This window comes from bacterium, assembly GCA_016789445.1.
Lineage (GTDB): Bacteria > Patescibacteriota > Minisyncoccia > Phycocordibacterales > UBA2100 > UBA10103.
The window spans coordinates 1-21,085 of sequence record JAEUQT010000003.1; the positions used below are offsets into that span (position 1 = coordinate 1).

The 21,085-nt window shown below is 57.6% G+C and carries 25 protein-coding genes and 1 tRNA gene; 18 read left to right on the forward strand and 8 right to left on the reverse strand.

The window, feature by feature from the left end; translation table 11 throughout:
• Window positions 1-508: 508 nt before the first annotated feature.
• A tRNA-Glu gene (locus JNK62_03615) sits at window positions 509-583 on the reverse strand.
• Window positions 584-824: 241 nt separating this feature from the next.
• Here JNK62_03615 and JNK62_03620 point away from each other — a divergent pair.
• Window positions 825-1,028 (forward strand): hypothetical protein, encoded by a 204-nt coding sequence (locus JNK62_03620; protein MBL8158592.1) that lies wholly within the window; start codon window positions 825-827, stop codon window positions 1,026-1,028.
• A 36-nt stretch (window positions 1,029-1,064) separates the two neighbouring features.
• Here the strand turns inward: JNK62_03620 and JNK62_03625 are convergent, their stop codons facing one another.
• Together JNK62_03625 and JNK62_03630 are read right to left on the reverse strand one after the other, a co-directional pair.
• Window positions 1,065-1,367, reverse strand: a complete 303-nt coding sequence (locus JNK62_03625; GenBank protein MBL8158593.1) for a hypothetical protein — start codon at window positions 1,365-1,367, stop codon at window positions 1,065-1,067.
• 122 nt (window positions 1,368-1,489) lie between these two features.
• Entirely contained in the window at window positions 1,490-2,221 is a 732-nt protein-coding gene (locus tag JNK62_03630; protein MBL8158594.1) for a methyltransferase domain-containing protein, read from the reverse strand.
• A 138-nt stretch (window positions 2,222-2,359) separates the two neighbouring features.
• Between JNK62_03630 and JNK62_03635 the strand changes: the two genes are divergently transcribed.
• The 13 genes from JNK62_03635 to JNK62_03695 all read left to right on the forward strand — a co-directional run bounded on the left by JNK62_03635 (window position 2,360) and on the right by JNK62_03695 (window position 11,756).
• Window positions 2,360-3,217 carry an alpha/beta fold hydrolase gene (locus JNK62_03635; GenBank protein ID MBL8158595.1) on the forward strand — a complete coding sequence of 286 codons (858 nt, stop codon included), beginning with the start codon at window positions 2,360-2,362 and terminating at the stop codon, window positions 3,215-3,217.
• A 21-nt stretch (window positions 3,218-3,238) separates the two neighbouring features.
• Window positions 3,239-4,024, forward strand: a complete 786-nt coding sequence (gene atpB / locus JNK62_03640) for a F0F1 ATP synthase subunit A (protein MBL8158596.1) — start codon at window positions 3,239-3,241, stop codon at window positions 4,022-4,024.
• A 79-nt stretch (window positions 4,025-4,103) separates the two neighbouring features.
• Complete coding sequence (locus JNK62_03645; GenBank protein ID MBL8158597.1) at window positions 4,104-4,325, forward strand: ATP synthase F0 subunit C; 222 nt, start codon at window positions 4,104-4,106, stop codon at window positions 4,323-4,325.
• Window positions 4,326-4,460: 135 nt separating this feature from the next.
• Window positions 4,461-4,910, forward strand: a complete 450-nt coding sequence (gene atpF / locus JNK62_03650) for a F0F1 ATP synthase subunit B (GenBank protein MBL8158598.1) — start codon at window positions 4,461-4,463, stop codon at window positions 4,908-4,910.
• Between the two features lies 1 nt (window position 4,911).
• A complete protein-coding gene (locus tag JNK62_03655) occupies window positions 4,912-5,277 on the forward strand; it encodes a F0F1 ATP synthase subunit delta (protein ID MBL8158599.1) in 366 nt (121 codons plus the stop codon).
• A 9-nt stretch (window positions 5,278-5,286) separates the two neighbouring features.
• A complete protein-coding gene (locus JNK62_03660) occupies window positions 5,287-6,849 on the forward strand; it encodes a F0F1 ATP synthase subunit alpha (protein ID MBL8158600.1) in 1,563 nt (520 codons plus the stop codon).
• 4 nt (window positions 6,850-6,853) lie between these two features.
• Window positions 6,854-7,039, forward strand: coding sequence for a hypothetical protein (locus JNK62_03665; protein ID MBL8158601.1), 186 nt, complete (start codon window positions 6,854-6,856; stop codon window positions 7,037-7,039).
• Window positions 7,040-7,043: 4 nt separating this feature from the next.
• Window positions 7,044-7,955 carry an ATP synthase F1 subunit gamma gene (atpG, locus tag JNK62_03670; GenBank protein ID MBL8158602.1) on the forward strand — a complete coding sequence of 304 codons (912 nt, stop codon included), beginning with the start codon at window positions 7,044-7,046 and terminating at the stop codon, window positions 7,953-7,955.
• Window positions 7,956-7,991: 36 nt separating this feature from the next.
• Complete coding sequence (atpD, locus tag JNK62_03675) at window positions 7,992-9,359, forward strand: F0F1 ATP synthase subunit beta (GenBank protein MBL8158603.1); 1,368 nt, start codon at window positions 7,992-7,994, stop codon at window positions 9,357-9,359.
• Window positions 9,360-9,361: 2 nt separating this feature from the next.
• The gene (locus JNK62_03680; GenBank protein MBL8158604.1) at window positions 9,362-9,610 is read left to right on the forward strand and encodes a F0F1 ATP synthase subunit epsilon; all 249 of its coding nucleotides are present in this window, start codon (window positions 9,362-9,364) and stop codon (window positions 9,608-9,610) included.
• Window positions 9,611-9,658: 48 nt separating this feature from the next.
• Window positions 9,659-10,849 (forward strand): hypothetical protein, encoded by a 1,191-nt coding sequence (locus JNK62_03685; GenBank protein MBL8158605.1) that lies wholly within the window; start codon window positions 9,659-9,661, stop codon window positions 10,847-10,849.
• 73 nt (window positions 10,850-10,922) lie between these two features.
• Complete coding sequence (locus JNK62_03690) at window positions 10,923-11,222, forward strand: RNHCP domain-containing protein (protein MBL8158606.1); 300 nt, start codon at window positions 10,923-10,925, stop codon at window positions 11,220-11,222.
• Window positions 11,223-11,255: 33 nt separating this feature from the next.
• Complete coding sequence (locus tag JNK62_03695; protein ID MBL8158607.1) at window positions 11,256-11,756, forward strand: hypothetical protein; 501 nt, start codon at window positions 11,256-11,258, stop codon at window positions 11,754-11,756.
• Between the two features lie 33 nt (window positions 11,757-11,789).
• On the opposite strand, the gene JNK62_03700 is transcribed toward JNK62_03695, so the two are convergent.
• The 3 genes from JNK62_03700 to JNK62_03710 are packed head-to-tail and all read right to left on the reverse strand — an operon-like array spanning window position 11,790 to window position 16,642.
• A complete protein-coding gene (locus tag JNK62_03700; protein ID MBL8158608.1) occupies window positions 11,790-14,888 on the reverse strand; it encodes an efflux RND transporter permease subunit in 3,099 nt (1,032 codons plus the stop codon).
• A gap of 8 nt (window positions 14,889-14,896) precedes the next feature.
• Window positions 14,897-16,165 carry a hypothetical protein gene (locus tag JNK62_03705; GenBank protein MBL8158609.1) on the reverse strand — a complete coding sequence of 423 codons (1,269 nt, stop codon included), beginning with the start codon at window positions 16,163-16,165 and terminating at the stop codon, window positions 14,897-14,899.
• 30 nt (window positions 16,166-16,195) lie between these two features.
• A complete protein-coding gene (locus tag JNK62_03710; GenBank protein ID MBL8158610.1) occupies window positions 16,196-16,642 on the reverse strand; it encodes a MarR family transcriptional regulator in 447 nt (148 codons plus the stop codon).
• A gap of 82 nt (window positions 16,643-16,724) precedes the next feature.
• Between JNK62_03710 and JNK62_03715 the strand changes: the two genes are divergently transcribed.
• Entirely contained in the window at window positions 16,725-17,312 is a 588-nt protein-coding gene (locus JNK62_03715) for an NAD(P)H-dependent oxidoreductase (protein MBL8158611.1), read from the forward strand.
• Between the two features lie 35 nt (window positions 17,313-17,347).
• Here JNK62_03715 and JNK62_03720 read toward each other — a convergent pair whose 3' ends face one another.
• Window positions 17,348-17,557: a hypothetical protein gene (locus JNK62_03720; protein ID MBL8158612.1), complete on the reverse strand. Its 210-nt coding sequence runs from the start codon at window positions 17,555-17,557 to the stop codon at window positions 17,348-17,350.
• A gap of 110 nt (window positions 17,558-17,667) precedes the next feature.
• Window positions 17,668-18,093, reverse strand: a complete 426-nt coding sequence (locus JNK62_03725) for a DUF805 domain-containing protein (GenBank protein ID MBL8158613.1) — start codon at window positions 18,091-18,093, stop codon at window positions 17,668-17,670.
• A gap of 95 nt (window positions 18,094-18,188) precedes the next feature.
• On the opposite strand from JNK62_03725, the gene ychF reads away from it, so the two are divergent.
• The 3 genes from ychF to JNK62_03740 all read left to right on the forward strand — a co-directional run bounded on the left by ychF (window position 18,189) and on the right by JNK62_03740 (window position 21,030).
• On the forward strand, window positions 18,189-19,289 hold the full coding sequence (gene ychF / locus JNK62_03730) for a redox-regulated ATPase YchF (protein MBL8158614.1): 1,101 nt from the start codon (window positions 18,189-18,191) through the stop codon (window positions 19,287-19,289).
• A gap of 71 nt (window positions 19,290-19,360) precedes the next feature.
• A complete protein-coding gene (locus tag JNK62_03735; protein ID MBL8158615.1) occupies window positions 19,361-19,981 on the forward strand; it encodes a hypothetical protein in 621 nt (206 codons plus the stop codon).
• Window positions 19,982-20,079: 98 nt separating this feature from the next.
• A complete protein-coding gene (locus JNK62_03740; GenBank protein MBL8158616.1) occupies window positions 20,080-21,030 on the forward strand; it encodes a hypothetical protein in 951 nt (316 codons plus the stop codon).
• The last annotated feature ends 55 nt before the right edge of the window (window positions 21,031-21,085 follow it).

The following is a 21,085-nucleotide window of genomic DNA, read 5'->3' on the forward strand; positions in this document are numbered from 1 at the left end:
TTTAGCAACTTGAACTCGTCGCGCGATATTTTTCCGTCATTTCCGGAAAAAAGAAAAAGTACACAACTAAGCGCAGATGCACCCAAACCGAGACCGAGAGTAACCGAAAAAATGAGCAGGTACGCAGTATGCAGGCCGATGTACGAGAAAAATTCCATGACCTCATCATATCTCAAATCGAGAGGGAGCTATAGATGAATGTCTATATGTATGTGGATTCGCGAGCTTGTAAACCGCCTTCTTCTGAATCGAACCGCATGGCATTTCCGCCGTCCGCACTGCCCGAATACTTGGAGGGCAGAACCCCGAAAAGAAAAAACGCCCTTTCTTTTTTCAAAATGCATTCCCCCCGCCAAACAAAAAATGCATGGAGCGTTTTTCTTTTCGGGGTTGCCGCCGAGTCTGCGAGGCGGCGGGCGGCGTTCAGCAATCTTTGGTAAAATGGGTTCGTGCGAAGTGGGCTAATACATCACCAGAGCAAAGCGCGCCTCAAAGGCGCGCTTTGCTCTGGTGACCTTACGGGGAATCGAACCCCGGTTCCATCCTTGAGAAGGATGTGTCCTAGCCGCTAGACGATAAGGCCTACAACAGTCATTGCGACCGTTGCCGCATCATATCTTATGTGTCGTGATATTTCAAAGGGCTCTTGCCGAGGCGGGAATAAATTGCTCCAATCAGTAACATGCAGCGGAACTGCTCGTGCACGTGTCACCAGACCCTCCTGAGGGTTTGTTCTGGCGCGCGCAAGTAGTCTCTTCCTCGCTCCTCACGACAAGCCCTCAGACGAGGGCTTGTTTTCGTCAGTACAGTTCTTTGGAGGAATCATGTGTGAAGCAGCTGAAGACGATCTTCTGGTCTACACCGCGCGCACCGCGAAATCGCGATTGAAAATCGTCGAGCGGGGCGGGGTATACGTCCCGTTCAATCCGAAATCCGGCGAAGTACAGAAAACCGGTTTCCGCGACAAGGACGGCAAACGCGTTCCGGTGTACTGGAACTTCGGTCGTTGGCACGATTCACCAACCTAAACAAAAGGCCGCTCAGTGATGAGCGGCCTTTCTTCGTTATCGAGGACGTTCGTAGACGGAACAGTATTCGGCCGTGATGCGTCCCGGTCGTTGTCCGGACGGGCCCAAGAGAAAGGCGACCATCATGCCTTTCGCGACACGCGCAGGTTGCTCATAGCCTTTTTCCGCCATGAACTTGAAGGCGTTGATGTGGACGAACACATCATCGATGATCGTGAGTCCGAGCGGCTCGCCATCCATTCTACGGATTTCGTTGGGACGAATGACACCCGTCCTGCCGTCTTCAGAGTAGTAAATCGTGCCAAGGAAGGCATGTTTACGTTCTTTAGGATCTCTCATCGCTTTCGAGCTCCTTTCTGAGATACCTGTAATAATTATACTACATATTCGTGAATTTGCAAGTATCTCGCTATAACAAAAGAGCCGCTCCTTGCGAAGCGGCTCCCTAGTTTTTCTTGCGTTTACTCAGGCTTTTTTCCGACGACGAGAAGGCGGATGAACGGATACTTCGAGTACTTCTCGTATGCATTCCGGTCATCTTCGCTGCTTCCTTCCGGTACCTCGGGGAATTTGATTTCCTCCGAACGTTCAATCTCGAAGCCCGCTTCACGTACCATCTTCAGCGTGTCGTCCACGCTGCGACGCCAGTTATCGAGGACGCCGCCCCACGGTGCACTTGTCTGAAAGTGGCCGTAGGTCGTAACGAGATTGCCGTCGACATCGGTCATCTTGTCCGGATGTGTCACCACGAACCCGAAGGTACCGCCCGGTTTCAGTGCCTTGAAGGCGATCGCAGATGCCGCCGCGAGCTGTGCGTCGTCGAGATGCTCGAAGACCATGTGCGAGAACGCGACGTTGAAGGCGTTTTCCGGAAGCTCGACGCGGGTGATGTCACCCACGAGGAAATTCGCTCCTGGAACAACCTGCTGCGCGATCTTCACCTGGTCGGGACTGATCTCGACACCCGTGATGTTCTCGGGCTTCACGCCATTCGGGATAAGAAGTCCCCGTTCGACGCGCGCGCTTGCGGAACCCATGTCGAGGAAGGTCGCATCTCCATTGCCGAAGAACGGCTTGAAAATGCTCTCCATCGCCGGCTTACCGACGTACCGCCATGTAGGCAGCGCATCGGACTTAGCGAATTGATCGGCGAACGCGTCATACACGTCGCCCATGTTGATGTTTTCTTTCATCGCTGCCTCTCTAGCAAGTAAAGGACTGAATAGAGTCCGCGTAGACTATATGTAGTAAATGAAGCCTAGTCAAAGGAATCCGCCCTTGGGGTGGGGATGGATATACGGCTCTTAGAAAGGGCTGTGTATACTTCCGCTATGCGCGCAACGAACCTCATCGAGATCCAGACGCCGAAGAAGCTGCTTCTCAACGGATTCTGGTTCGGGCCGAAGAATCCATCGACGGCAATCATCTGGATACATGGGCTGGCGAGTTCAGCTTTTTCTAAGCTCGGCATCGTCGAGAAACTGGTGGGGCGTGATACGGCGGTCATCACCTTCAACAACCGCGGTTCGGCGACGGTGAATCGCACCCGAAAGATCAATCCGAAGAAAAAAGGCGGAATGGAGTACGTCCTCAGCGGCGGTGCGCACGAAGTATTCACGGAAAGCATCGATGACATCCAGGGCGCCATCGATTTCGCCCGGAAACAGGGCGCGAAAAAGATCTTTCTTGCGGGACATTCAACGGGAGCGCAAAAATCTACATACTTTGCGGCAAAGAAGGGGAAGAACGTAAACGGCATCATCTTGCTAGCGCCGATGAGTGATTACGCGGGCGCCGTGAAAGAGAATGCGAAGGCCGTGAAGGACGGCGTCAAAGCTGCGCGCATGCTCGTCGCTGCCGGAAAGAAAACAACGATCGTGCCGGGCTGGTGGACGGATGCGCAGCGCTTCCTTTCGCTCTACAGCGGGGAGAGTGCGGAAGAAGTATTCCCGTATGCATTCCTCGGGCGGGTGCCGACAACGTATCGTGCCGTGAAAGTGCCCATGCTCGTCCTCCTGCCGGAAGAAGATGAATACCGCGATAGGCCGATGCGGGAGATCGCCGCGTGGTTCGCCAAAGAGCAGCGTTCCAAACGCTTCGGACTGGAGATTTTCAAAGGGGCAGATCACAGCTTCACCGGCTCTGAACCGGCGGTGGCTCGGACTATCCGCAGGTGGATTTCGGCTTAGTTTGGCGCTATACTGCCGCCGATGGCAGTCGAAGAACACGCAACCGAAGCTGCGAAGGAAAGCAGCATCCATATCGCCCTTGCCGCCGAGAAACTCGGCACTTTTTTGGGTATCCCCGTCACCAATACGCTCGTTGCGACCTATGTGACGCTCGCATTCCTCATCATCCTCGGACTTATTCTTGGTCGCAATACGAAGCTCGTACCGGGCCGTCTCCAGCTCCTCTTCGAGCTCGCATTCGAATACGTCTACGACTTCATCGCGAAGATCCTCGGCAGCAGGGAGTATGCTCGGACCTATTTCCCGCTTCTCATGACGCTCTTCCTGTTTATCTTCATCGCGAACATGCTGCACTTCATCCCGGGGGTCGGCAGCATCACGTACCACACGCCGGAAGGAAGCGTGCCGTTCCTGCGTGCGCCGAATACCGATCTCAATGTGACCTTGGCGCTCACCATCATCGTGGTCACCGTCATCGAGCTTGCGGGTGTCTTCGCGATCGGCCTGTGGCGCTACGCGGGGAAGTTCATCAACTTCTCCTCGCCGCTTAATTTCGCGGTCGGCCTTATCGAGCTCGTCTCCGAGGCAGGTCGTCTTGTCTCGTTCTCATTCCGTCTTTTCGGCAATATCTTCGCCGGCGAGGTCTTGATTGCAGTCGTGGTCTTCTTCATCCCGTACATCGCGCCGGTCCCCTTGATGGCCTTCGAGGTCTTCGTGGGCTTCATCCAGGCAGCGGTTTTCGTCATGCTCACCCTCTTTTTCATCAAAATGGCCATCACTCCTCCGCATGGCGGGGAAGCCCATTAAAGGCTAGAAATAGGCCCTTTTGGATGGTAGAGTGGCGGCATAGCTTATTAATTACCCAGTCTCATTCCTTACTATGGATATCGAAACAGCAAAGCTCATCGGCATGGCGATCGCAGCCGGCCTCGGCGTTCTCGGCCCGGCTATCGGCGTCGGTATGATCGGCTCCCGCGCAATGGAAGCGATCGGCCGCAATCCGGAAGCATCCGACAAGGTCGTCTCGAACATGATCCTCGCGATCGTCTTCGCAGAAGCTCTTGGTATTCTCGCCTTGGTCGTCTCCTTCATCATCAAATTCGTCTAATTCGCCAGATTCTGGCGCGTTGCGTCGTTAGACATCACCTGACTTCGCTCGCCGTACCAGTAAGTACGTCTCGCGCACTCAGGCTCGTTTGCCTAGCACCGCATCCAGAATCCGACGAATTCCTGTACCAAAGTTATGTCAGAACTTTTCTCAGCTTTCGGCCTCGATTGGAAACTGCTCGTCATCCAGACGGTCAATTTCGCATTGCTTCTTGCCATCTTGTGGCGTTTTCTCTATACGCCGCTCGTGAAGATGCTCGATGAGCGCCGCGGCCTCATCGCGGACAGCGTCCAGAAGGCTGAAGCGGCGGATCGCCGTCTTGCTGAAGCGGATGCAGAAGGGAAGACCTTGCTCGCGGAGGCAGGCAAGGAAGCAGAGAGTCTCGTTGCTTCCGGCCGCTCGCGCGCTGAAAGCCAGTCGGCTGAGATCCTGAAGAAGACGCAGGAAAAGGCAGAAGCGCTTCTCTCCGATGCCGAGGCGCGCGCTGAAGAAGCGAAGCGTCAGGCACTTGCTGCGGGAGAAAAAGAAATCGCCCGCGCAGCTATGCTCGCCGCGGAAAAGATCCTGAAGGACAAGCACGCCTAGTATGCAGACCGATGCCTACGCACACGCGCTCATGCGCCTTATAGAAGAAGGAGCGAAGCCGGCGGAGGCGGTGAAGAAACTGCATGCGCTTCTCGAGCGTGAAGGTCGCGCGAATCTGTTGCCGTCGATCGGTCGCGCATTCGAGCGCCTTGCCGCGAAGAAGGCCAACCGCGATCGCGCCGTCCTTACGATCGCCCGTGAGAAAGACGAGGCGAAGGCGCGTAAGGAAAGCGGAGCGAAGGATGCTGAAGTGGTCGTTGATGAGAGCCTTATCGGCGGCTGGCGTCTCGAAGCAGAAGGAATGCTTCAGGACGCGAGCTGGAAGAACCATCTTGTGAATATTTACCAGAACGTTACCCGCGCATAAATTACGAATATGAATAACGCAACCGTCGAAAAGATCCTGAAGGAAATCGAGAGCTACTCACCGAAGGGTGAGGGCGTGCATGTCGGCCGTGTCGTCGCTGTCGGTGACGGCGTCGTCGCGATCGATGGCCTTGCAAAGGCTGTCATGGCCGAAGTCCTCGAGTTCGAGGAGACGAAAGGTAAGAAGCTCAAGGATTCCATCGAACACGAAGGAAAGCTCTTGGGTCTCGTCCTTAACCTCGAAGAAGACGGAGTGCGCGCGATCGTTCTTGGAGATACCTCCCGCGTCCAAGAGGGTATGACGGTGAAGTCGACGGGTAAGATCCTCTCGGTCCCCTCCGGTGAAGAACTCCTCGGTCGCGTCGTGAATGCGCTGGGTGAACCAGTCGACGGCAAGGGCCCCTTTAAGAACGCGACGATGATGCCGGTCGAGCGCGAAGCATACGGCGTCATGGATCGTAAGTCGGTCTCCGTTCCGCTCCAGACGGGTATCAAGGCGATCGACGCGATGATTCCGATCGGCCGCGGTCAGCGTGAGCTCATCATCGGCGATCGCTCAACGGGTAAGACGACGGTTGCGATCGACACCATCATCAACCAGAAGTACGAGCCGAAGGGTAAGCGTCCGGTCTGCGTGTACGTCGCGATCGGCCAGAAGGAATCCAAGACGGCGCGCATCATGCAGCAGTTGAAGGACAACGATGCATTCGCGTACACGATCATCGTCGACGCGTCTGCGTCTGCTCCGGCAGCACTCCAGTACCTCGCACCGTTCGCGGGCGTGGCTATCGGGGAGTACTTCATGGACAAGGGTCAGGACGTCCTCGTCGTCTACGACGATCTCTCGAAGCAGGCAGTCGCGTACCGCCAGCTCTCCCTCTTGCTGCGCCGCCCACCAGGACGCGAAGCATATCCGGGCGACGTCTTCTACTTGCACTCGCGCCTTCTTGAGCGTTCTGCGCGCCTTTCCGATGAGAAGGGTGGTGGATCTCTCACGGCACTTCCGATCATCGAGACGCAGGAAGGAGACATCTCCGGCTACATCCCGACCAACGTCATCTCCATCACCGATGGTCAGATTTTCTTGGAGACGGGTCTTTTCAACAAAGGCATCCGCCCGGCGATCAACGTGGGTGATTCCGTCTCCCGTGTCGGCTCCGCTGCACAGACCAAGGCAATGAAGGCGGTGGCGGGAACCTTGAAGCTCGAACTCGCGCAGTTCCGCGAACTCGAAGCATTCATGCAGTTCGCCTCCGACTTGGATAAGGCAACGGCGGATCGTATTGCATCCGGTCAGCGCACCGTGGAAGCCTTGAAGCAGGTAAATGGTGAGCCGATGCCGATGGAATTCCAGGTCGTCGATCTCTACGCGGTCGTCAATAAGCTTTTCCTCGATGTTCCGGTGAAGAAGGTGAAAGATGCTGAGCGTGCATGGCTCGAATTCGTGGGCGCAAGCCGCTCCGAGATCCTCGAGGATATGAAGAAGAGTGGTGCACTCTCCGACGACGCAAAGCTCTCACTTAACAAGGCGATGGAGGAATTCCGCATCGCACATAAGGAATACTTCGCATAACGGTATGGCAGACGACATCAAGTTCACGACCTACGACGACGGTGAAGCCTCTCCGGAAAATGAGATGAAAGAACTCCGTCAGATCCAAGAGGAACTGAAGGGTTCGGGCGCGGGTCTCTCCGGTCAGGCACTCGCGAATGCGGAGGAGCGTATCGAAGAACTCAAGAAGGACAATCCGAATCTGAACTAATCGCATGGCGTTGAAAGACATCAAACTGAAGATACAGTCCGTCAAAAAGACCTCGACCGTGACGCGGGCGATGGAGGCTGTTTCCGCAGTAAAGATGCGCAAGGCGCAGGAGCGTGCCCTTGGTGGCCGTGCCTACGCCGCAGCGGCGCTCACCATCCTCGAGCGCATTTCCGGCTCTCAAGATCTTCAGCAGCAGCCCCTCATGCAGCTACGTGGTGGGAAGACCGCGATCGTCCTCATCACCTCCGATAAGGGTCTTGCCGGCGCACTCAACTCGAATGTCATTCGTGCGACCGAGCGAGAACTCGAATCACGTGGACTCTCGAAGAACGATATCATCATGCTCGCGATCGGCCGTCGTGGCGGCGATTACTTCCTCAACCGCGGCTATGCGGTGCGTGAGAAGATCGAGAACATCTCCGACGACATCTCGGAAGCCGACATGCATCGTGTGACCGGCCAACTCATTGCTATGCACGAAGCAGGAGAGATTGGCTCTGCGCTTGTCATTTATATGAACTTCCTCTCGACCTTCGAGCAGAAGCCGGTCGTCCGCCAGATCCTCCCGATCACCTCAGACCTCATCCACGAGATGGTTGCCGGTATCGTGCCGGTGAAGGGAAAGTACGCGGGTATCGGTCAAGGAGAATTCCGTCCGGCGACCTATACGATCGAGCCGGATGCGGAATCCATCGTCAAAGTCCTCATGCCACGCCTCCTCAATATTGCCGTCTACCACGCGCTCCTCGAAGGGAAGGCCTCCGAGCATTCGGCGCGTATGGTGGCGATGAAGTCGGCGACGGACAAGGCGAAGGAGATGGCGAAGCTGCTCACCCGCAAGTTCAACAAGGTCCGCCAGGCAGCGATCACCCGTGAGGTTTCGGAAATCACATCGGGAATCGAAGCCATGAAATAGCTTGAAAATTAGCCATTATTTAGATATATTACGAATATGAAAGGAATCATCACGCAGATCATCGGTCCGGTCGTCGACGTCCGCTTCGACGAGAAGCTCCCACCGATCAAGAACGCTCTCACGGTGAAGCATGGCAAGACGACGCTCACGCTTGAGGTCGCGCAGCACTTGGGGCTCAACCGTGTCCGCTGCATCTCCATGGGCGACACCGCAGGTCTCGCGCGTGATTCCGAAGTGACGGACACCGGCGCTCCGATCTCGGTTCCAGTCGGCGAAGCCGCACTCGGCCGCATGTTCAATGTCGTCGGTGAGCCGATCGACGGCAAGGAGGCCCCGAAGAATCCGACGAAGCTTCCGATCCACGCTGAAGCACCATCCTTCACCCAGCAGTCCACGAAGGCGGAAGTCTTCGAGACCGGTATCAAGGCGATCGATCTTATGACGCCGTTCATCAAGGGCGGTAAGGTCGGCCTCTTCGGCGGCGCAGGCGTCGGTAAGACCGTCCTCATCCAGGAGCTCATCCACAACGTCGCATCCGAGCACGGCGGTTACTCCGTCTTCGCTGGGGTGGGGGAGCGTGTCCGCGAAGGAAACGACCTCTACCACGAAATGAAGGATTCCGGTGTTCTCGAGAAGACGGCGCTCGTCTTCGGCCAGATGAACGAAGTCCCGGGCGCACGCGCACGCGTCGCGCTCTCGGGCCTCACGATGGCTGAAGCATTCCGCGACGAAGGCGGTAAGGACGTGCTCTTCTTCATGGACAACGTCTTCCGTTTCGTCCAGGCAGGCTCTGAAGTCTCCTCGCTCCTCGGTCGTATCCCGTCAGCAGTCGGGTATCAGCCGACGCTCGCCGAAGAGATGGGTCAGCTCCAGGAACGTATTACCTCGACGCAGAAGGGCTCCATCACCTCGGTGCAGGCGATCTATGTGCCGGCCGACGACATCACCGACCCGGCTCCAGCGACTTCCTTCGCACACCTCGACTCGACGGTCGTGCTTTCGCGTCAGCTCGCATCGCTCGGTATCTATCCGTCGATCGATCCTTTGGCATCGGGCTCCACGGCACTCCAGCCGGATATCGTCGGTGAGGAGCACTACCGCGTCGCCAACGAGACGCGCCGCGTCCTCCAGCGTTATCAGGATCTTCAGGACATCATCGCGATCCTCGGTATCGAAGAGCTTTCCGAAGACGACCGCAAGCTCGTCTACCGCGCTCGTAAGATCCAGCGCTTCCTCTCGCAGCCGTTCAACGTCGCATCCGTCTTTACCGGTAAGCCGGGTAAGTACGTCACGCTCGCAGATACCGTCCGCTCGTTCGGTGAGATCCTTGATGGTAAGCACGATGGTATCGACGAAGGCCAGTTCTACATGAAAGGAGGAATTGATGAGGTTCTCGCGGGCTAGGTATGGCTGAAGCCACGATGCATCTCGTCATCTCAAGCGTGGGGGAGAACCTCTACGACGGTTCTGCTATTTCAGTCACGCTTCCGGCGGCTGGAGGCGAGATGACGGTGCTTCCTGATCACGAACCGCTCGTGACGACCCTTAAAGCAGGGAAGATCACCGTCCGCATCCCGAATGCGGAGAATAAGGAATTCACGATCGAAGGCGGCGTTCTCGAGACTTCGGGTACCCGTACGGTCGTCTTGGTGTAATTCCCATCAACTACTTCTTCGCGCTGTTTAGCACGATATACTGTTTGTATGCGTTTTCCACGCCGATGGGGCGTCTTCGTTGTTGCGGTTCTGATGGTGCTTCCTCTATCTGCTGATGCGCAAGAATTCGGTGCGGGATGTCGTGCCCCGACTGATGCTGAAAAAGCGGAAATGACGGCACGTGGATTGCCGATAAGTTTCCAGATCTGTCCGGCCGATATGAAGCTGCTCGGTATCGGTCGCGATTTTGATCAGTGGTACGCGCAACTGAAGACCCAGTCGCCGTGTAATCAGAATTCCTGCAAACTCTCGTGTCGCACCCGTAATACCGGCGCCCAGGTCTGCGGCAAGACGTCGCGGAAGTGGGGATCGATCGGGTGCCATCCGAACAACCAGACGGCGATCTTTCCAACGGTCTCTCACGGTTTTGCGGCGCATATCGAGCTTCTGCAGCGCTATTGCGGCGAGCGCGGCCGCTGTACGATCGGTCGCGTCATCGAGCAGTGGACTGCGACCGTCGGCGACCGACCGGCATATGCATCCTTCGTGTCTCGCAATTCCGGCATGCCGGTAAATAAAGTCTTCGATCCCAATGATATCGATCTCATGGGTCGTATCGCGCTTTCCATGTCATGCTTTGAATCAGGTTCGATGCCGTATACCGCTGCGGAACTCAAGCGAGGTCTCATGATGGCAGGTGGCGGTGCGCGCGTACCTACACCGCCAAATGTTGGACAGCTTCTGCAGGAAAGTCTTGTGGGCAGCTACGAACAAAACTACACCGGTTCTCCGAATTCGCATCCGGGAAGCTGGGCGTATCCATCGGCTTCGCTCGGCAATGGCGTGTATGTGCCGCCGACGCCGCCATCAAGTCCATTGCCGATACTTTCTACGCCACCGGATACCGGAACTGATACCAGCACGAAAGGTGCGGGTGGCACGAATCCTACGGCTTCAGGCGGTACCGATTCGTGGCCATCAATGGCTGCTACGTTGCTCGTCCAACCATCCGTGGTTCGTTCAGGTTCCTCTGCACTTATCGCATGGTCTACGGCAAGCGCTTCCGGATATTCGTGTGCTGTCTTCAAGGGCGGATCCTCGATTGGCACGGGCCTTAATCGAGCAGTCCGGATTGAGACGAGTACGGCAGATGAGGGGAGTGTGACCTATATTCTGGAATGCAAAAAATCAGGCGCCCCAACCGTTACGCGGGACGCGACTATCACGGTCCAGCCATGACTTTCACCCGCCGCATCGAGGATTTCACCCCATTAGAAAGCTTCGCTTCTAACGGGGCGGGCCTGCTCACTATATGAGTTTCAAACGGACGAAGGAGGATTTCGTATGTGCTCACTGCGGCACTGAAGTGCAGGGAAGCGGCTATACGAACCACTGCCCGAAGTGTCTGTATTCGAAACATGTCGACAAGGACCCGGGGGATCGCTTGGAAGAATGCGGTGGCCTCATGGCGCCGATCCGTATCGAAGGCAGCGCGACCGAGCCGCGCATCATCCACAAATGCGAGAAATGCGGTATCGAACGGCCGGTCAAAGCTTCCGCTGATGACGATCAGGATGCCATCCTTGCCTGTGCACAACGTGCCGCCTCCTGAAAGGCTCGGCATTTTCATGGTACGCTGAGCGACATGGCAGATGATGGCGACAATGTGGGCGGCGGAGAGCCGAATGTCGGTGAAGAGTCGGGAACCAACCCGACGCTTCCGCCGCCGTTCAAGTTCATGACGCCCAGCATCATGCACTACTACGGCGATTACGTACGCCAGATCTTCGTCGTGACCGGTGCGGCGATGCTCCTCATGGCGCCCTTCCTCATCAATCGCGCGCCGGCGCTCCTCCCGTTTGTCATCGGCGGTGCGATCGTGCTCGTCATCCTTGCGGCACTCACGAACCCGAAGAAGGTCTGGGTCGTTATGGCCGATGCATTGGCTGCGGGGGTCGGTATCGTGGTCTTCGAATCATTAGCGCTCGCCGCCTACGCTTCCGGCAACTGGCTCGCATTCGTGGCGTTGGAAGTCGTGACGATCGCGTTCCTCTTCGCGCTCTACTACAGTCTGAAGACGGTGCGCACGATGCTGCTCGGACAGATCGGCAGAGGGCCGACCTACGGCGAATTTGTCGACCGATAACACAACGCCCCGCTTTACGCGGGGCGTTTTGTCTTAGGAACGGTGCTTCAACTCGTAGCGATACGAGAGGAGCGGGATAAGCACGAGGGTGAGCACGGTCCCGTAGAGGAGTCCGAATCCGATCGTGTAGGCGAGCGGTGCCCACATCTCCGAGACGAAGGTGAGCGGGATCATGCCGACCACCGTCGTGATCGTGGTGAGAAGGATGGGACGGATGCGCGCGGTCGAGGCATCCAAGACGACTTCTTCCGCGGATTTGCCCGGGGAATGCTCTCGCATCTTATGCAGGACGTCGAGAAGAAGGATGCCATGGTTGATGAGGACGCCGCCGAGCGCGATGATACCGAGGAATGCGCTGAATGAGAGCGCTTCACCGGAGATGAAGAGGCCGATGAGTACACCGGTCAGCGAGAGCGGGATCGCCAAGAGAAGGCGCAGCGTGGTACGGAATGCATTGAACTCGAGGACGAGGATGGCGAACATGAATACCAAGCCGGCGACGAGCGCGATGAGCATTTCCGTGAAGGTGCGCTGGATCTCCTCATCATCACCGCCGTACGTGAGACGCACGCCCTCCGGAAGCTTCAATGCGTCAGCCTTCTCGCGCACCGCGGCGGTCACCTCGAGGGCATTCACGCCGTCGTTCACATACGAGGAGACCGATCCGATGCGGGTGCCGTCTTCGTGCGAGATCGACGCCGAGGTGCGTGCGGCGGTCATCTCGACGAAGGTGCCCAAGGGGACGGTGCCGCGCTGCGTCGTGACCGGTACTCGTGCGAGCGCATCGGCATCTGCGAAGTTCGCTTCTTCCGGCTGCACGAAATCCTGATTCAAGTCGAGCATGATGCGCACGGCGACGTCATCGCCATCGATGCGTACCTTGGTCGCTTCCATGCCGGAAACCGCGGCGCGGAGCGTACCGGCGACATCGGCAGCTGAGAGACCGTATTCGTTCGCCTTCTCGCGATTCACGCTCACCTGAAGCTCGGTTCCATCGTTCGAGAGGGACGAGCTGACATCACGGGTGCCTTCGGTCTCTTCGATGAGGCGCTCGACCATTTCGGTCGCTATCGCGAGGTTATCCAAGCTTTCGCTCCAGATCTTCACGACGATCGGCGCGCCGGACGGCGGACCGCCGAGGTTGTCCATGACGTTGATCTTGGCACCGCCTTCACCCTGGAGAGGGGCGAGTTCGCGGCGCAATTCCTCTGCGATCTCGATCGAGGTCGCGTCGCGGTCCTTCTCGAGATTGACGGTGATGTTCGCGAGCTTGCCGTTGCCGGAGGAGCCGCCGGACATACCGTTGGCGAATACCGAGCCGCCGCCGATGGTGGTCAGGTACGAAGCAACGTCAGGATTCGATGCGACGACCGCTTCGACCTTACGTGCGACTTCATCGGTCTGGACCAGTGTCGATGCCTGCGGAAGCTCGATCTCGACATAGAAGAAATCGATATCGGACGGCGGGAACATGACGGCCTTCAGGAGGCCGGTTACCGGCAGGGCGATAGCGACGACGAATGAGATCGCGACCGCAGAGATGAAGATCTTCTGCAGGCGACGGCTGCGGAACAGATCCTGCATCCATGAGCGATATCGAACAGCGATCGTCTCCCAGATCTTCTCGCGCTTCGCGGCAAACGGGCTCTCACTGTGCTTCAGGAGCGCGAGCGCGAGGAGCGGCACGAAGCCGAGTGCCACGAGGATGGACGCCAAGAGGACGGCGATGATGGTGAAGGGGATCGACTGGATGAATTCACCGATGATTCCGGAGAGGAAGAAGAGCGGCACGAAGACGGCGACGGTCGTCATGGTGCCCGCGATAAGCGGCCAACCGTAGCGGCGTACCGCATCACGCGCGGCTTCCACTTTCTCCATGCCTTTCTCGCGATTGGTGTGGATCGCTTCGACGACGACGATACCGCTGTCCACGAGGATGCCGATCGCGATGACGAGCGAGAACAGCGAGATGAAGTTGATCGTGTTGCCGGTGAGCCACATGCCCAAGAAGGCGATGACGAACGAGAGGGGGATGGAAAGCGCGGCGACGAGCGACTCACGCCAGCCGATCGCGATGAGGAGCACGAGCATCACGAGGACGATGGTGTCGCGGCCTGCGTGGGTGAGCTCCGAGATGCTGCGACGGACTTCGTCGCCGGCGTCATAGACGACGATCGCGGAAGAGCCTTCGAGCATGCTGCCTTTCAATTCCTCGACACGATCCTTCACCGTATCGGTCACCGTCAGGATGTTGGCGCCGGCTGATTTATAGACGTTGATCGTCATCGCGTAGGAAGCCTCGGTGTCCTTTTCGGCGAGACGGGAGATGCTCGCGGTGCGCTCGAAGCCGTCGATGACGGTTGCGATATCACGGATGAGAAGCTCGCCGGTCGCGGTCTTCACCGGAATGAGGCCGACATCGGCGGAGTCAGTGATATCGCCCTTGAACTGTACCGGGTACTGGATGTCATCGATCGTGAGGACACCTGCCGGCGCAGAAGCATTTGCGCCGGAAAGCGCGCCCAAGACCTGCATGACGCTCAGGTTGTGACGAGCGAGCGCATCGGCATGGAGTACGATCGAGATCTCACGTCCGCGTACGCCTGCCACCTCGACACGCGAGACGCCATCGAGCGACTGGAGATCGTCCTTGATGTCCTGACCGAGCTTATGCAGCGTCTCCGGTGCGAGATCGCTGGATACGCCGATCATGAGGACCGGCTGGTTCTGGAAGTCGACCTTGGTGACGGTCGGTGCTTCGGCGTCGCTGGGAAGATCGCGCTTCGCGCCTTCGACGGCGTTGCGGAGATCCTGGATCGCGGTCTCGATATCCGCGGAAGCCAGGAACTGCGCGTTGATCATGGAAACGCCCTGTACCGAGCTCGAAGTGACCTTGTCGATATTCGGCACGTTGCGGACCGCCGGTTCGAGCTTGTCAGTTACGAGTCGTTCGACGTCGGCAGCGGTCGCGCCCGGAAGGACCGTGGTGACGATCCCGATAGGGACGACGACCTCAGGAGAGGATTCCTTCGGCATCGCGACAAGCGCGTAGGTTCCTGCGACGAGGAACGCCGCCATCGCAAGGATGGTGAAGGCGCGACGCGTCAGGAAGAAGTTCCAGAGAGGATACATAAGGGTAGTTAGTTGGTGACTTCAACCTTCTCGCCCGCCTTGAGGCCGCGGACATCCTGTACGATCACTTCATCGCCATTGAGGCCCTTCACGGTGATGGAATCAGCGGTGACGAGTCCCGTCTCGATCGTCTTCGATTCAAGGACGCCTTCGGCATTCACGGTAAAGACGAGTGCGCCTGCCGGGGTGTATTTCACCGCGGAAAGGGGAAGCACGAACTTACGTTCCGTCTCGACGCCTTCCTTGGGGACGATGATCGCGACATCACCACCGGCGGAGATGATGTCTCCTGCGGTCACGTTGACCGAGGTGAGCGTTCCGGCAAAGGGGGTGCGGACGACGGTCTTCGCGTAGGCAGCGCGCGCTGCTTCAAGGATACCGAGTGCCTGCTTTACCTGTGCCTGTGCAGAAGCATCGCCTGAGCCGGATGCATTGGTAATCGCGGTACGTGCGCTATCGACGGCTTCCTGCTGGGTCGTGATAGCGGCACGAGCTGCCGCGAGCGCAGCTGCGTCAGCGGCGCGTGACGATTCAGGATAGACATTGGTGATGCTCTGGCGGGGGACAAGCGCAGCAATCTTATCGACGAGCGCGCCGATAGTCGCGAGATCCGTATTGAGTTGTGAGAGTTTCTCGGCCGCATTCGAATCCGTGACGCTTTCTGTTTCCCAGCGATCAAGGATGGTGCGCTCGATCGAATTACGTGCGGCGTTCAGATCCGGCGCTGCGCCGAATGCTTCAAGCTTGAATCCGCTCGTGCCGCCGGTGCCGCGGATATCCGCGTAGTACGTATCGATCGAAGAACGGAGCGTTTCCGCGACCGATACGGTCGCCGCCTTCCATGTACGAACACCGTCCTGACGTGCGCTTGCCTGCGAGTTCTTGTTGCCGCCCGATGCTGCCACTGCTGCTTCGTAGGCACCTTCAGCCTGGAGGAGGGAAGCGCGCTGTGCGCTGTTCTCGACCTGTGCGACGATCGCACCTTCGGCTACCGCACCGGTCTTGGCCGCGCGCAGGACCTTGCCGGATGCTTCAGAGCGGATGATGTAGGAATTGCCGTTGGCCGTCGGCACCGCCACACCGCCTGCGCCGCTCGAGTACTGGGCGACGGAGATCGTCGAGACCTCACGGAGACCTGCTTCAGCGGTCCCTGCTTCATCGGTGCCACCGAGGAGTAAGAATCCTGCGATGATAAGGACGACGACTGCAGCGATAGCCGCAAGGGTGCGACGATCCTTCCAATCGATGCGCTTGATGTAGACGACAGGATTTTTCATAAAGGTATTAAAAAAATAAATAAATAATGATTAACAATGGGGATGCATCGCCGCGACTACTTTCTCGAGGATCTCGCTCGCGGCATCGAGCTCGTCCGCCGGCACCTTCGACGATTCCTTGAACGAATCGAGGAGGGTCGATTTCATCGCGCGGAACCGCTTCTCCCCCGTCGGCGTCAGGCTGACCACATGCGAGCGACGGCTCTGGGGGTCCTGTTCGCGGACGATGAGTCCGGCTTTGACGAGGCTATCGATCTGACGGCTCACCGCCGCCGGCGTGAGATCAAGGAACTCGGCGATCTTCTGCTGGGAGAGACCCGAGCACTGTGCGATCGCCATCAGGATGAGGAACTGGGAAAAGGTCCCGCCCTCTTTCTCAGTCAGCAAACGATCGGCGTTGCGGTCGATAGCATAGACGCTCTTATGTACGGCGCGCAAGAAGCGTTCGTAGGAGTTCTCCGGAACAGGGAAGTTCATTCATGAAGTTTATATTGCAACAGTTGCATTGTCAACAGTTACTGAAATGAGGCTTCGAGCGGCGCTGTGCTACACTTTCCTCGTGAAAAAGATCTTCATTCTCTTAGGACATCCCGACAACGTCGGCATGTGCGGTGCGTTAGCGGATGCATACGAGGCCGGTGCGAAGGAAGCGGGGCACGACGTCGTCCGCATGAATATCGGCGAGATGCAGTTCGATCCCATCCTGCATAAAGGCTATCGTGCGATACAGGATCTCGAGCCGGACCTCAAGCAGTTCCAGGAGAACGTGAAGAGTGCGGACCATTTCGTCATCATCCATCCGGTCTGGTGGGTCGGGATGCCGGCAGGATTGAAGGCGATCTTCGATCGTGCGTGGCTTCCGGGAAGCGCCTTCAGGTATATGAAGCTCCCGAGCGGCAAGCGCAGCATGTTCTGGCACCGCATGTACAAAGGGAAGACCGCGCGCATCATCATCACCAGCGGTACCGAGCCATGGCTCGTACGACTCCTTCCGGGCAACGTGAATGCGCAGCTCAAGTGGGGGATTTTGTGGTTCGCCGGATTCTCCGTGGGCACGACGTGGTTCGGTCCGGCAGAAAATGTTCCAGAAGAGCGGAAGGCTCGCTGGGTAGAGAAGGTGAAGAATTTGGGCAGGAAGGGTGCATAAAAGAAGAGCCGGCAACGATGTGCCGGCTCTCGTCTTCACTTCTTGAAGAGGTAGAACATTGCGAAGATGGTCGGGACCGCGATTGCGGCAACGATGCTGCCCGTGTAGTAGGCGAGACCGATTACCATTACGCCGACGAGTGTCATCGCGACGCCACTGCGCGGCGTGCCGAGGAATCCGGTCTGCGACGTGATGTTGTCCAAGCCATCGGTATATTTGAACTTGGGTGTCCCTCGAGTCGTCATGGGGAATTCTCCTCTTTATCCTTCCGGACCAGATGTCCGTCTGCGGATGATGCGCTTCGCGCAAAAGCGTGTCAAGAAAACGGGCCGGACGATATGTCCGGCCCGTGTAGTTATGCGCTCGCGACGTTTGCCGGAGCGAGCTTTGCGCCCACATCGAAGACACCGTCACCCGGTTCCTCGCCGTATGCGTTACGTCCGACGCTGCCCGGAACGAAGAGCAGGAAGAACGCGACGAATGGGATGATGAGGAGCGGAATCGTCCACCAGCCCGACATGTTGATGTCGTGCAGGCGCTTCACGGTGATGGCCACGGCGACCCACATCACGCCGAGCATGATGATGAGGCCGATGAGGCTCAGGATAAGGACCAGCATGCGATCACCTTCAGTCAGTGCGTGCGGGTTGCGCTCGGCGATAGCCGAACCGCTGGCGATGAGCAGCAGCGCGAAGCCAGCCGGCACGAGCGCGATAAGGTTCGTCACGAGAAAGCATACGCGGCCGATGCGGCCGTCGAAGCTCAGAAGTGCATTCTGCATCGTTCGATTTCCTTTCAAATGTACAGAACAGAGCGCATTATCCGTGAATACGTGGGGATGTCAATTCGCGAGAAATCGTGTAGTATAGCCGCGATATGGCACTCAGTATCGGTATCGTCGGTCTTCCGAACGTGGGCAAGTCCACGCTTTTTAATGCGCTCACCAAGAAGGGTGTGCTTATCGCGAACTACCCGTTTGCGACCATCGATCCATCAGTTGGTGTCGTTGCAGTGCCGGACGCGCGCCTCGATGCGCTTTCCAAAATGTCTAATTCGCAGAAGACCGTTCCTGCCGCCGTCGAATTCGTGGATATCGCCGGTCTCGTAAAGGGCGCATCCGAAGGCGAGGGTCTCGGTAACCAGTTCCTCACGAACATCCGTGAGACCGATGCGATCGCTGAAGTCGTCCGGCTCTTCGATGACGAAGACATCCATCATGTACATGGCGATGTCGATCCGGCGCGCGATGTCGACGTCATCAATCTCGAGCTCGTCCTTGCCGACGAACAGAGTGCCTCGAAACGTTTGGAGCGCGCGGAGCGTGATGCGCGCGGCAACGACAAGGCGATCATCGCGGAACGCGACGTGCTGCGGAAGATCGTACCGGTCTTGAAAGCAGGAAAGGCCGCCCGCACCGTGGAGCTCGATGAGAAAGAGATGGCCATAGCGAAATCGCTCAATCTCATGACGATGAAGCCGATCCTCTACGTGCTCAACCGCAAGAGCGGCGCTATCAATATGGACGCCGAAGGCGGCGAGCGCTGGAAATCGCTCCAGCAGCACTTGGAATCCGAGAAGGCGGAATGGGTCTTCGTCGATGCGGGCGTCGAACACGAGCTCTCCGATATCCACGGAGATGAGAAGGCGGAATTCCGCCGCGAACTCGGTGTATCCAGCGACGGTATCGATGATCTCATCCGCGGCGGCTACCGCCTCCTGGATCTCATCTCATTCTTCACTACCGGCGAGAAGGAGACGCGCGCTTGGACCATCAAGCGCGGCGCAAAGGCTCCTGAAGCAGGCGCAGCCATCCACTCTGATTTCCGCGACAAGTTCATCCGCGCCGAAGTCATTCAATACGACAAACTCCTCGAAGCGGGTTCGTGGTCGGCGGCGAAGGCCAAAGGCTGGGTACGCACCGAAGGAAAGGAATACGTCGTGCAGGATGGCGACGTGATGGAGTTCCTTCATTCATGATTTTTTCGCATCCCGCGCTCGCTGTGGTATTTTTATACACGCAGGTGCTCTCTCGATAGAAAGGAGACGCGATGAATAATCGCATTCCGTGTATTGTCCTCAGCGCCGCATTGTTCTTTAGTGGCGTTGAGGTACGAGGAGAAGATGCCGATGTCGAGGTGCTTACTGAATGCATCGAGACCGTCGGTACCGATCCGAGCCTCGTGAGAAAAACAACCATCCCGCCGGGAATCCCGTGCGCCAAAGAGGGCGCATACGAAGTGACCGTCTCCATCGGGGACGGCCGGCTCGGGTACATACAGCATGTGCGCTTTCCTGCTGGCATCGCGCATCAGCGCGAGCGAGCGGCGCTCGACCAGGTCGACGTCATGGAAACCATGCGCGTGTGTCAAAAGGTTGCTCCCGATGGCAGGATCGTGAACGAGTGGTTCGTCCGGAAGGGGACGAGCTGCGCCGGCCGTGATGCCGGTTCTAGCCTTATGCGTCGGTATATCCGGGAGAAGAATCCGGAGTCCGGCCAAGAAGAGGCGCGGGTGTGTCTGGTCTTGTCTCAGACGAAATCTGAGTGCCGACCGCTCGCCTGGTTCACGCCTGAGGCGCAAGCCCGGGTGCGTAAAAGCCTCTCGCGAGCCGATACGAAGCTCGCACGATTGAAGGAGGAACACTCGAGGCTGGCAAGCCTCAATAAATAAGCCTACGGGCACCTGCAGGCCGCGTCAGCAATGACGCGGCTTTTTCTATTCCGATGACCCTCTTGTGCCGCTTGAAGAGAAGGGCTACGCTTAGGTATATGACTAATCCCAAGGTAACGCCTAAGGATTTCTTCCTCTGGGCGGGTGCGATGGTTTCTTTATACGGCAGCGTGGTCGCGTTTATCACCCTCGTTTTCTCCTACATCAACTACGTCTTTCCCGATCCTCTGGCGTATTACACGGTCGATGTCTTCTCGGGCGGCATGCGCTTCCAGATGGCATCGCTTATCGTGCTGGTGCCGGTGACGCTCATCCTTATGCGTCTCATCCGCAAGGATATCGCCGCGGACAGCGACAAGAAGGATCTTTGGATCCGTCGCTGGGCGCTTTTCCTCACGGTCTTCATCGCAGGGGCGGCGATCGTCATCGATCTCATCACGCTCATTAATTACTTCTTGGGCGGGGAACTCACGTCGCGATTCCTCCTCAAAGTCGCCGTACTTCTCCTTGTCGCCGGTGGCGTGTTCCTCCATTTCTTCGCTGATCTCAAGGGATACTGGCTGAAGCAGCCGCAGCGCGCGCAGATGGTGGGCTGGGCGGCGGGTCTTCTCGTGCTGGTGACCATTCTTGCGGGCTTCTTCATCATGGGTACTCCTGCAGAAGCACGCTTGTATCGTTTCGATTCGCAGAAGGCGGATGATCTCCTCAGCATCCAGTGGCAGGTCGTGAACTTCTGGCAGCAGAAGGAGACGCTTCCGGCCTCGCTCGAGGAGCTTAACGATCCGATCGGCGGTTGGAGGAATCCGGTTGATCCGCAGTCGGGAGAAAGCTATCGTTACGAACGCACCAGTAATTCCTCGTTCAAGCTCTGTGCGACCTTCAATAGGAGCAGTGATGAGAACAAGCGTCAGTCTTCGATTGCGCGTCCTGCGGCGATGTATGGCGCACCGATGCCGGATGAGAACTGGGATCACGGCGAAGGCGAGCACTGCTTCGATCGCACCATCGATCCAGAGAGATACCCACCGTACAACAAGCCTGTCAGGTAGCAGGCTTGTTTTGAGAACCCTCGGTTCTCAACGGACTGCTTCGCTTCGCTCTGGT

Excerpts from the sequence above, each read along its gene's own strand:
- ychF (MBL8158614.1), top strand. The coding sequence starts at position 18,189 with ATGGCACTCAGTATCGGTATCGTCGGTCTTCCGAACGTGGGCAAGTCC.
- JNK62_03705 (MBL8158609.1), bottom strand. The coding sequence starts at position 16,165 with ATGAAAAATCCTGTCGTCTACATCAAGCGCATCGATTGGAAGGATCGT.
- JNK62_03690 (MBL8158606.1), top strand. The coding sequence starts at position 10,923 with ATGAGTTTCAAACGGACGAAGGAGGATTTCGTATGTGCTCACTGCGGC.
- atpF (MBL8158598.1), top strand. The coding sequence starts at position 4,461 with ATGTCAGAACTTTTCTCAGCTTTCGGCCTCGATTGGAAACTGCTCGTC.
- atpD (MBL8158603.1), top strand. The coding sequence starts at position 7,992 with ATGAAAGGAATCATCACGCAGATCATCGGTCCGGTCGTCGACGTCCGC.
- JNK62_03635 (MBL8158595.1), top strand. The coding sequence starts at position 2,360 with ATGCGCGCAACGAACCTCATCGAGATCCAGACGCCGAAGAAGCTGCTT.
- JNK62_03700 (MBL8158608.1), bottom strand. The coding sequence starts at position 14,888 with ATGTATCCTCTCTGGAACTTCTTCCTGACGCGTCGCGCCTTCACCATC.
- JNK62_03680 (MBL8158604.1), top strand. The coding sequence starts at position 9,362 with ATGGCTGAAGCCACGATGCATCTCGTCATCTCAAGCGTGGGGGAGAAC.
- JNK62_03655 (MBL8158599.1), top strand. The coding sequence starts at position 4,912 with ATGCAGACCGATGCCTACGCACACGCGCTCATGCGCCTTATAGAAGAA.
- JNK62_03665 (MBL8158601.1), top strand. The coding sequence starts at position 6,854 with ATGGCAGACGACATCAAGTTCACGACCTACGACGACGGTGAAGCCTCT.
- JNK62_03725 (MBL8158613.1), bottom strand. The coding sequence starts at position 18,093 with ATGCAGAATGCACTTCTGAGCTTCGACGGCCGCATCGGCCGCGTATGC.
- JNK62_03710 (MBL8158610.1), bottom strand. The coding sequence starts at position 16,642 with ATGAACTTCCCTGTTCCGGAGAACTCCTACGAACGCTTCTTGCGCGCC.
- JNK62_03720 (MBL8158612.1), bottom strand. The coding sequence starts at position 17,557 with ATGACGACTCGAGGGACACCCAAGTTCAAATATACCGATGGCTTGGAC.
- JNK62_03660 (MBL8158600.1), top strand. The coding sequence starts at position 5,287 with ATGAATAACGCAACCGTCGAAAAGATCCTGAAGGAAATCGAGAGCTAC.
- JNK62_03630 (MBL8158594.1), bottom strand. The coding sequence starts at position 2,221 with ATGAAAGAAAACATCAACATGGGCGACGTGTATGACGCGTTCGCCGAT.
- atpB (MBL8158596.1), top strand. The coding sequence starts at position 3,239 with ATGGCAGTCGAAGAACACGCAACCGAAGCTGCGAAGGAAAGCAGCATC.
- JNK62_03740 (MBL8158616.1), top strand. The coding sequence starts at position 20,080 with ATGACTAATCCCAAGGTAACGCCTAAGGATTTCTTCCTCTGGGCGGGT.
- JNK62_03735 (MBL8158615.1), top strand. The coding sequence starts at position 19,361 with ATGAATAATCGCATTCCGTGTATTGTCCTCAGCGCCGCATTGTTCTTT.
- atpG (MBL8158602.1), top strand. The coding sequence starts at position 7,044 with ATGGCGTTGAAAGACATCAAACTGAAGATACAGTCCGTCAAAAAGACC.
- JNK62_03695 (MBL8158607.1), top strand. The coding sequence starts at position 11,256 with ATGGCAGATGATGGCGACAATGTGGGCGGCGGAGAGCCGAATGTCGGT.
- JNK62_03620 (MBL8158592.1), top strand. The coding sequence starts at position 825 with ATGTGTGAAGCAGCTGAAGACGATCTTCTGGTCTACACCGCGCGCACC.
- JNK62_03685 (MBL8158605.1), top strand. The coding sequence starts at position 9,659 with ATGCGTTTTCCACGCCGATGGGGCGTCTTCGTTGTTGCGGTTCTGATG.
- JNK62_03625 (MBL8158593.1), bottom strand. The coding sequence starts at position 1,367 with ATGAGAGATCCTAAAGAACGTAAACATGCCTTCCTTGGCACGATTTAC.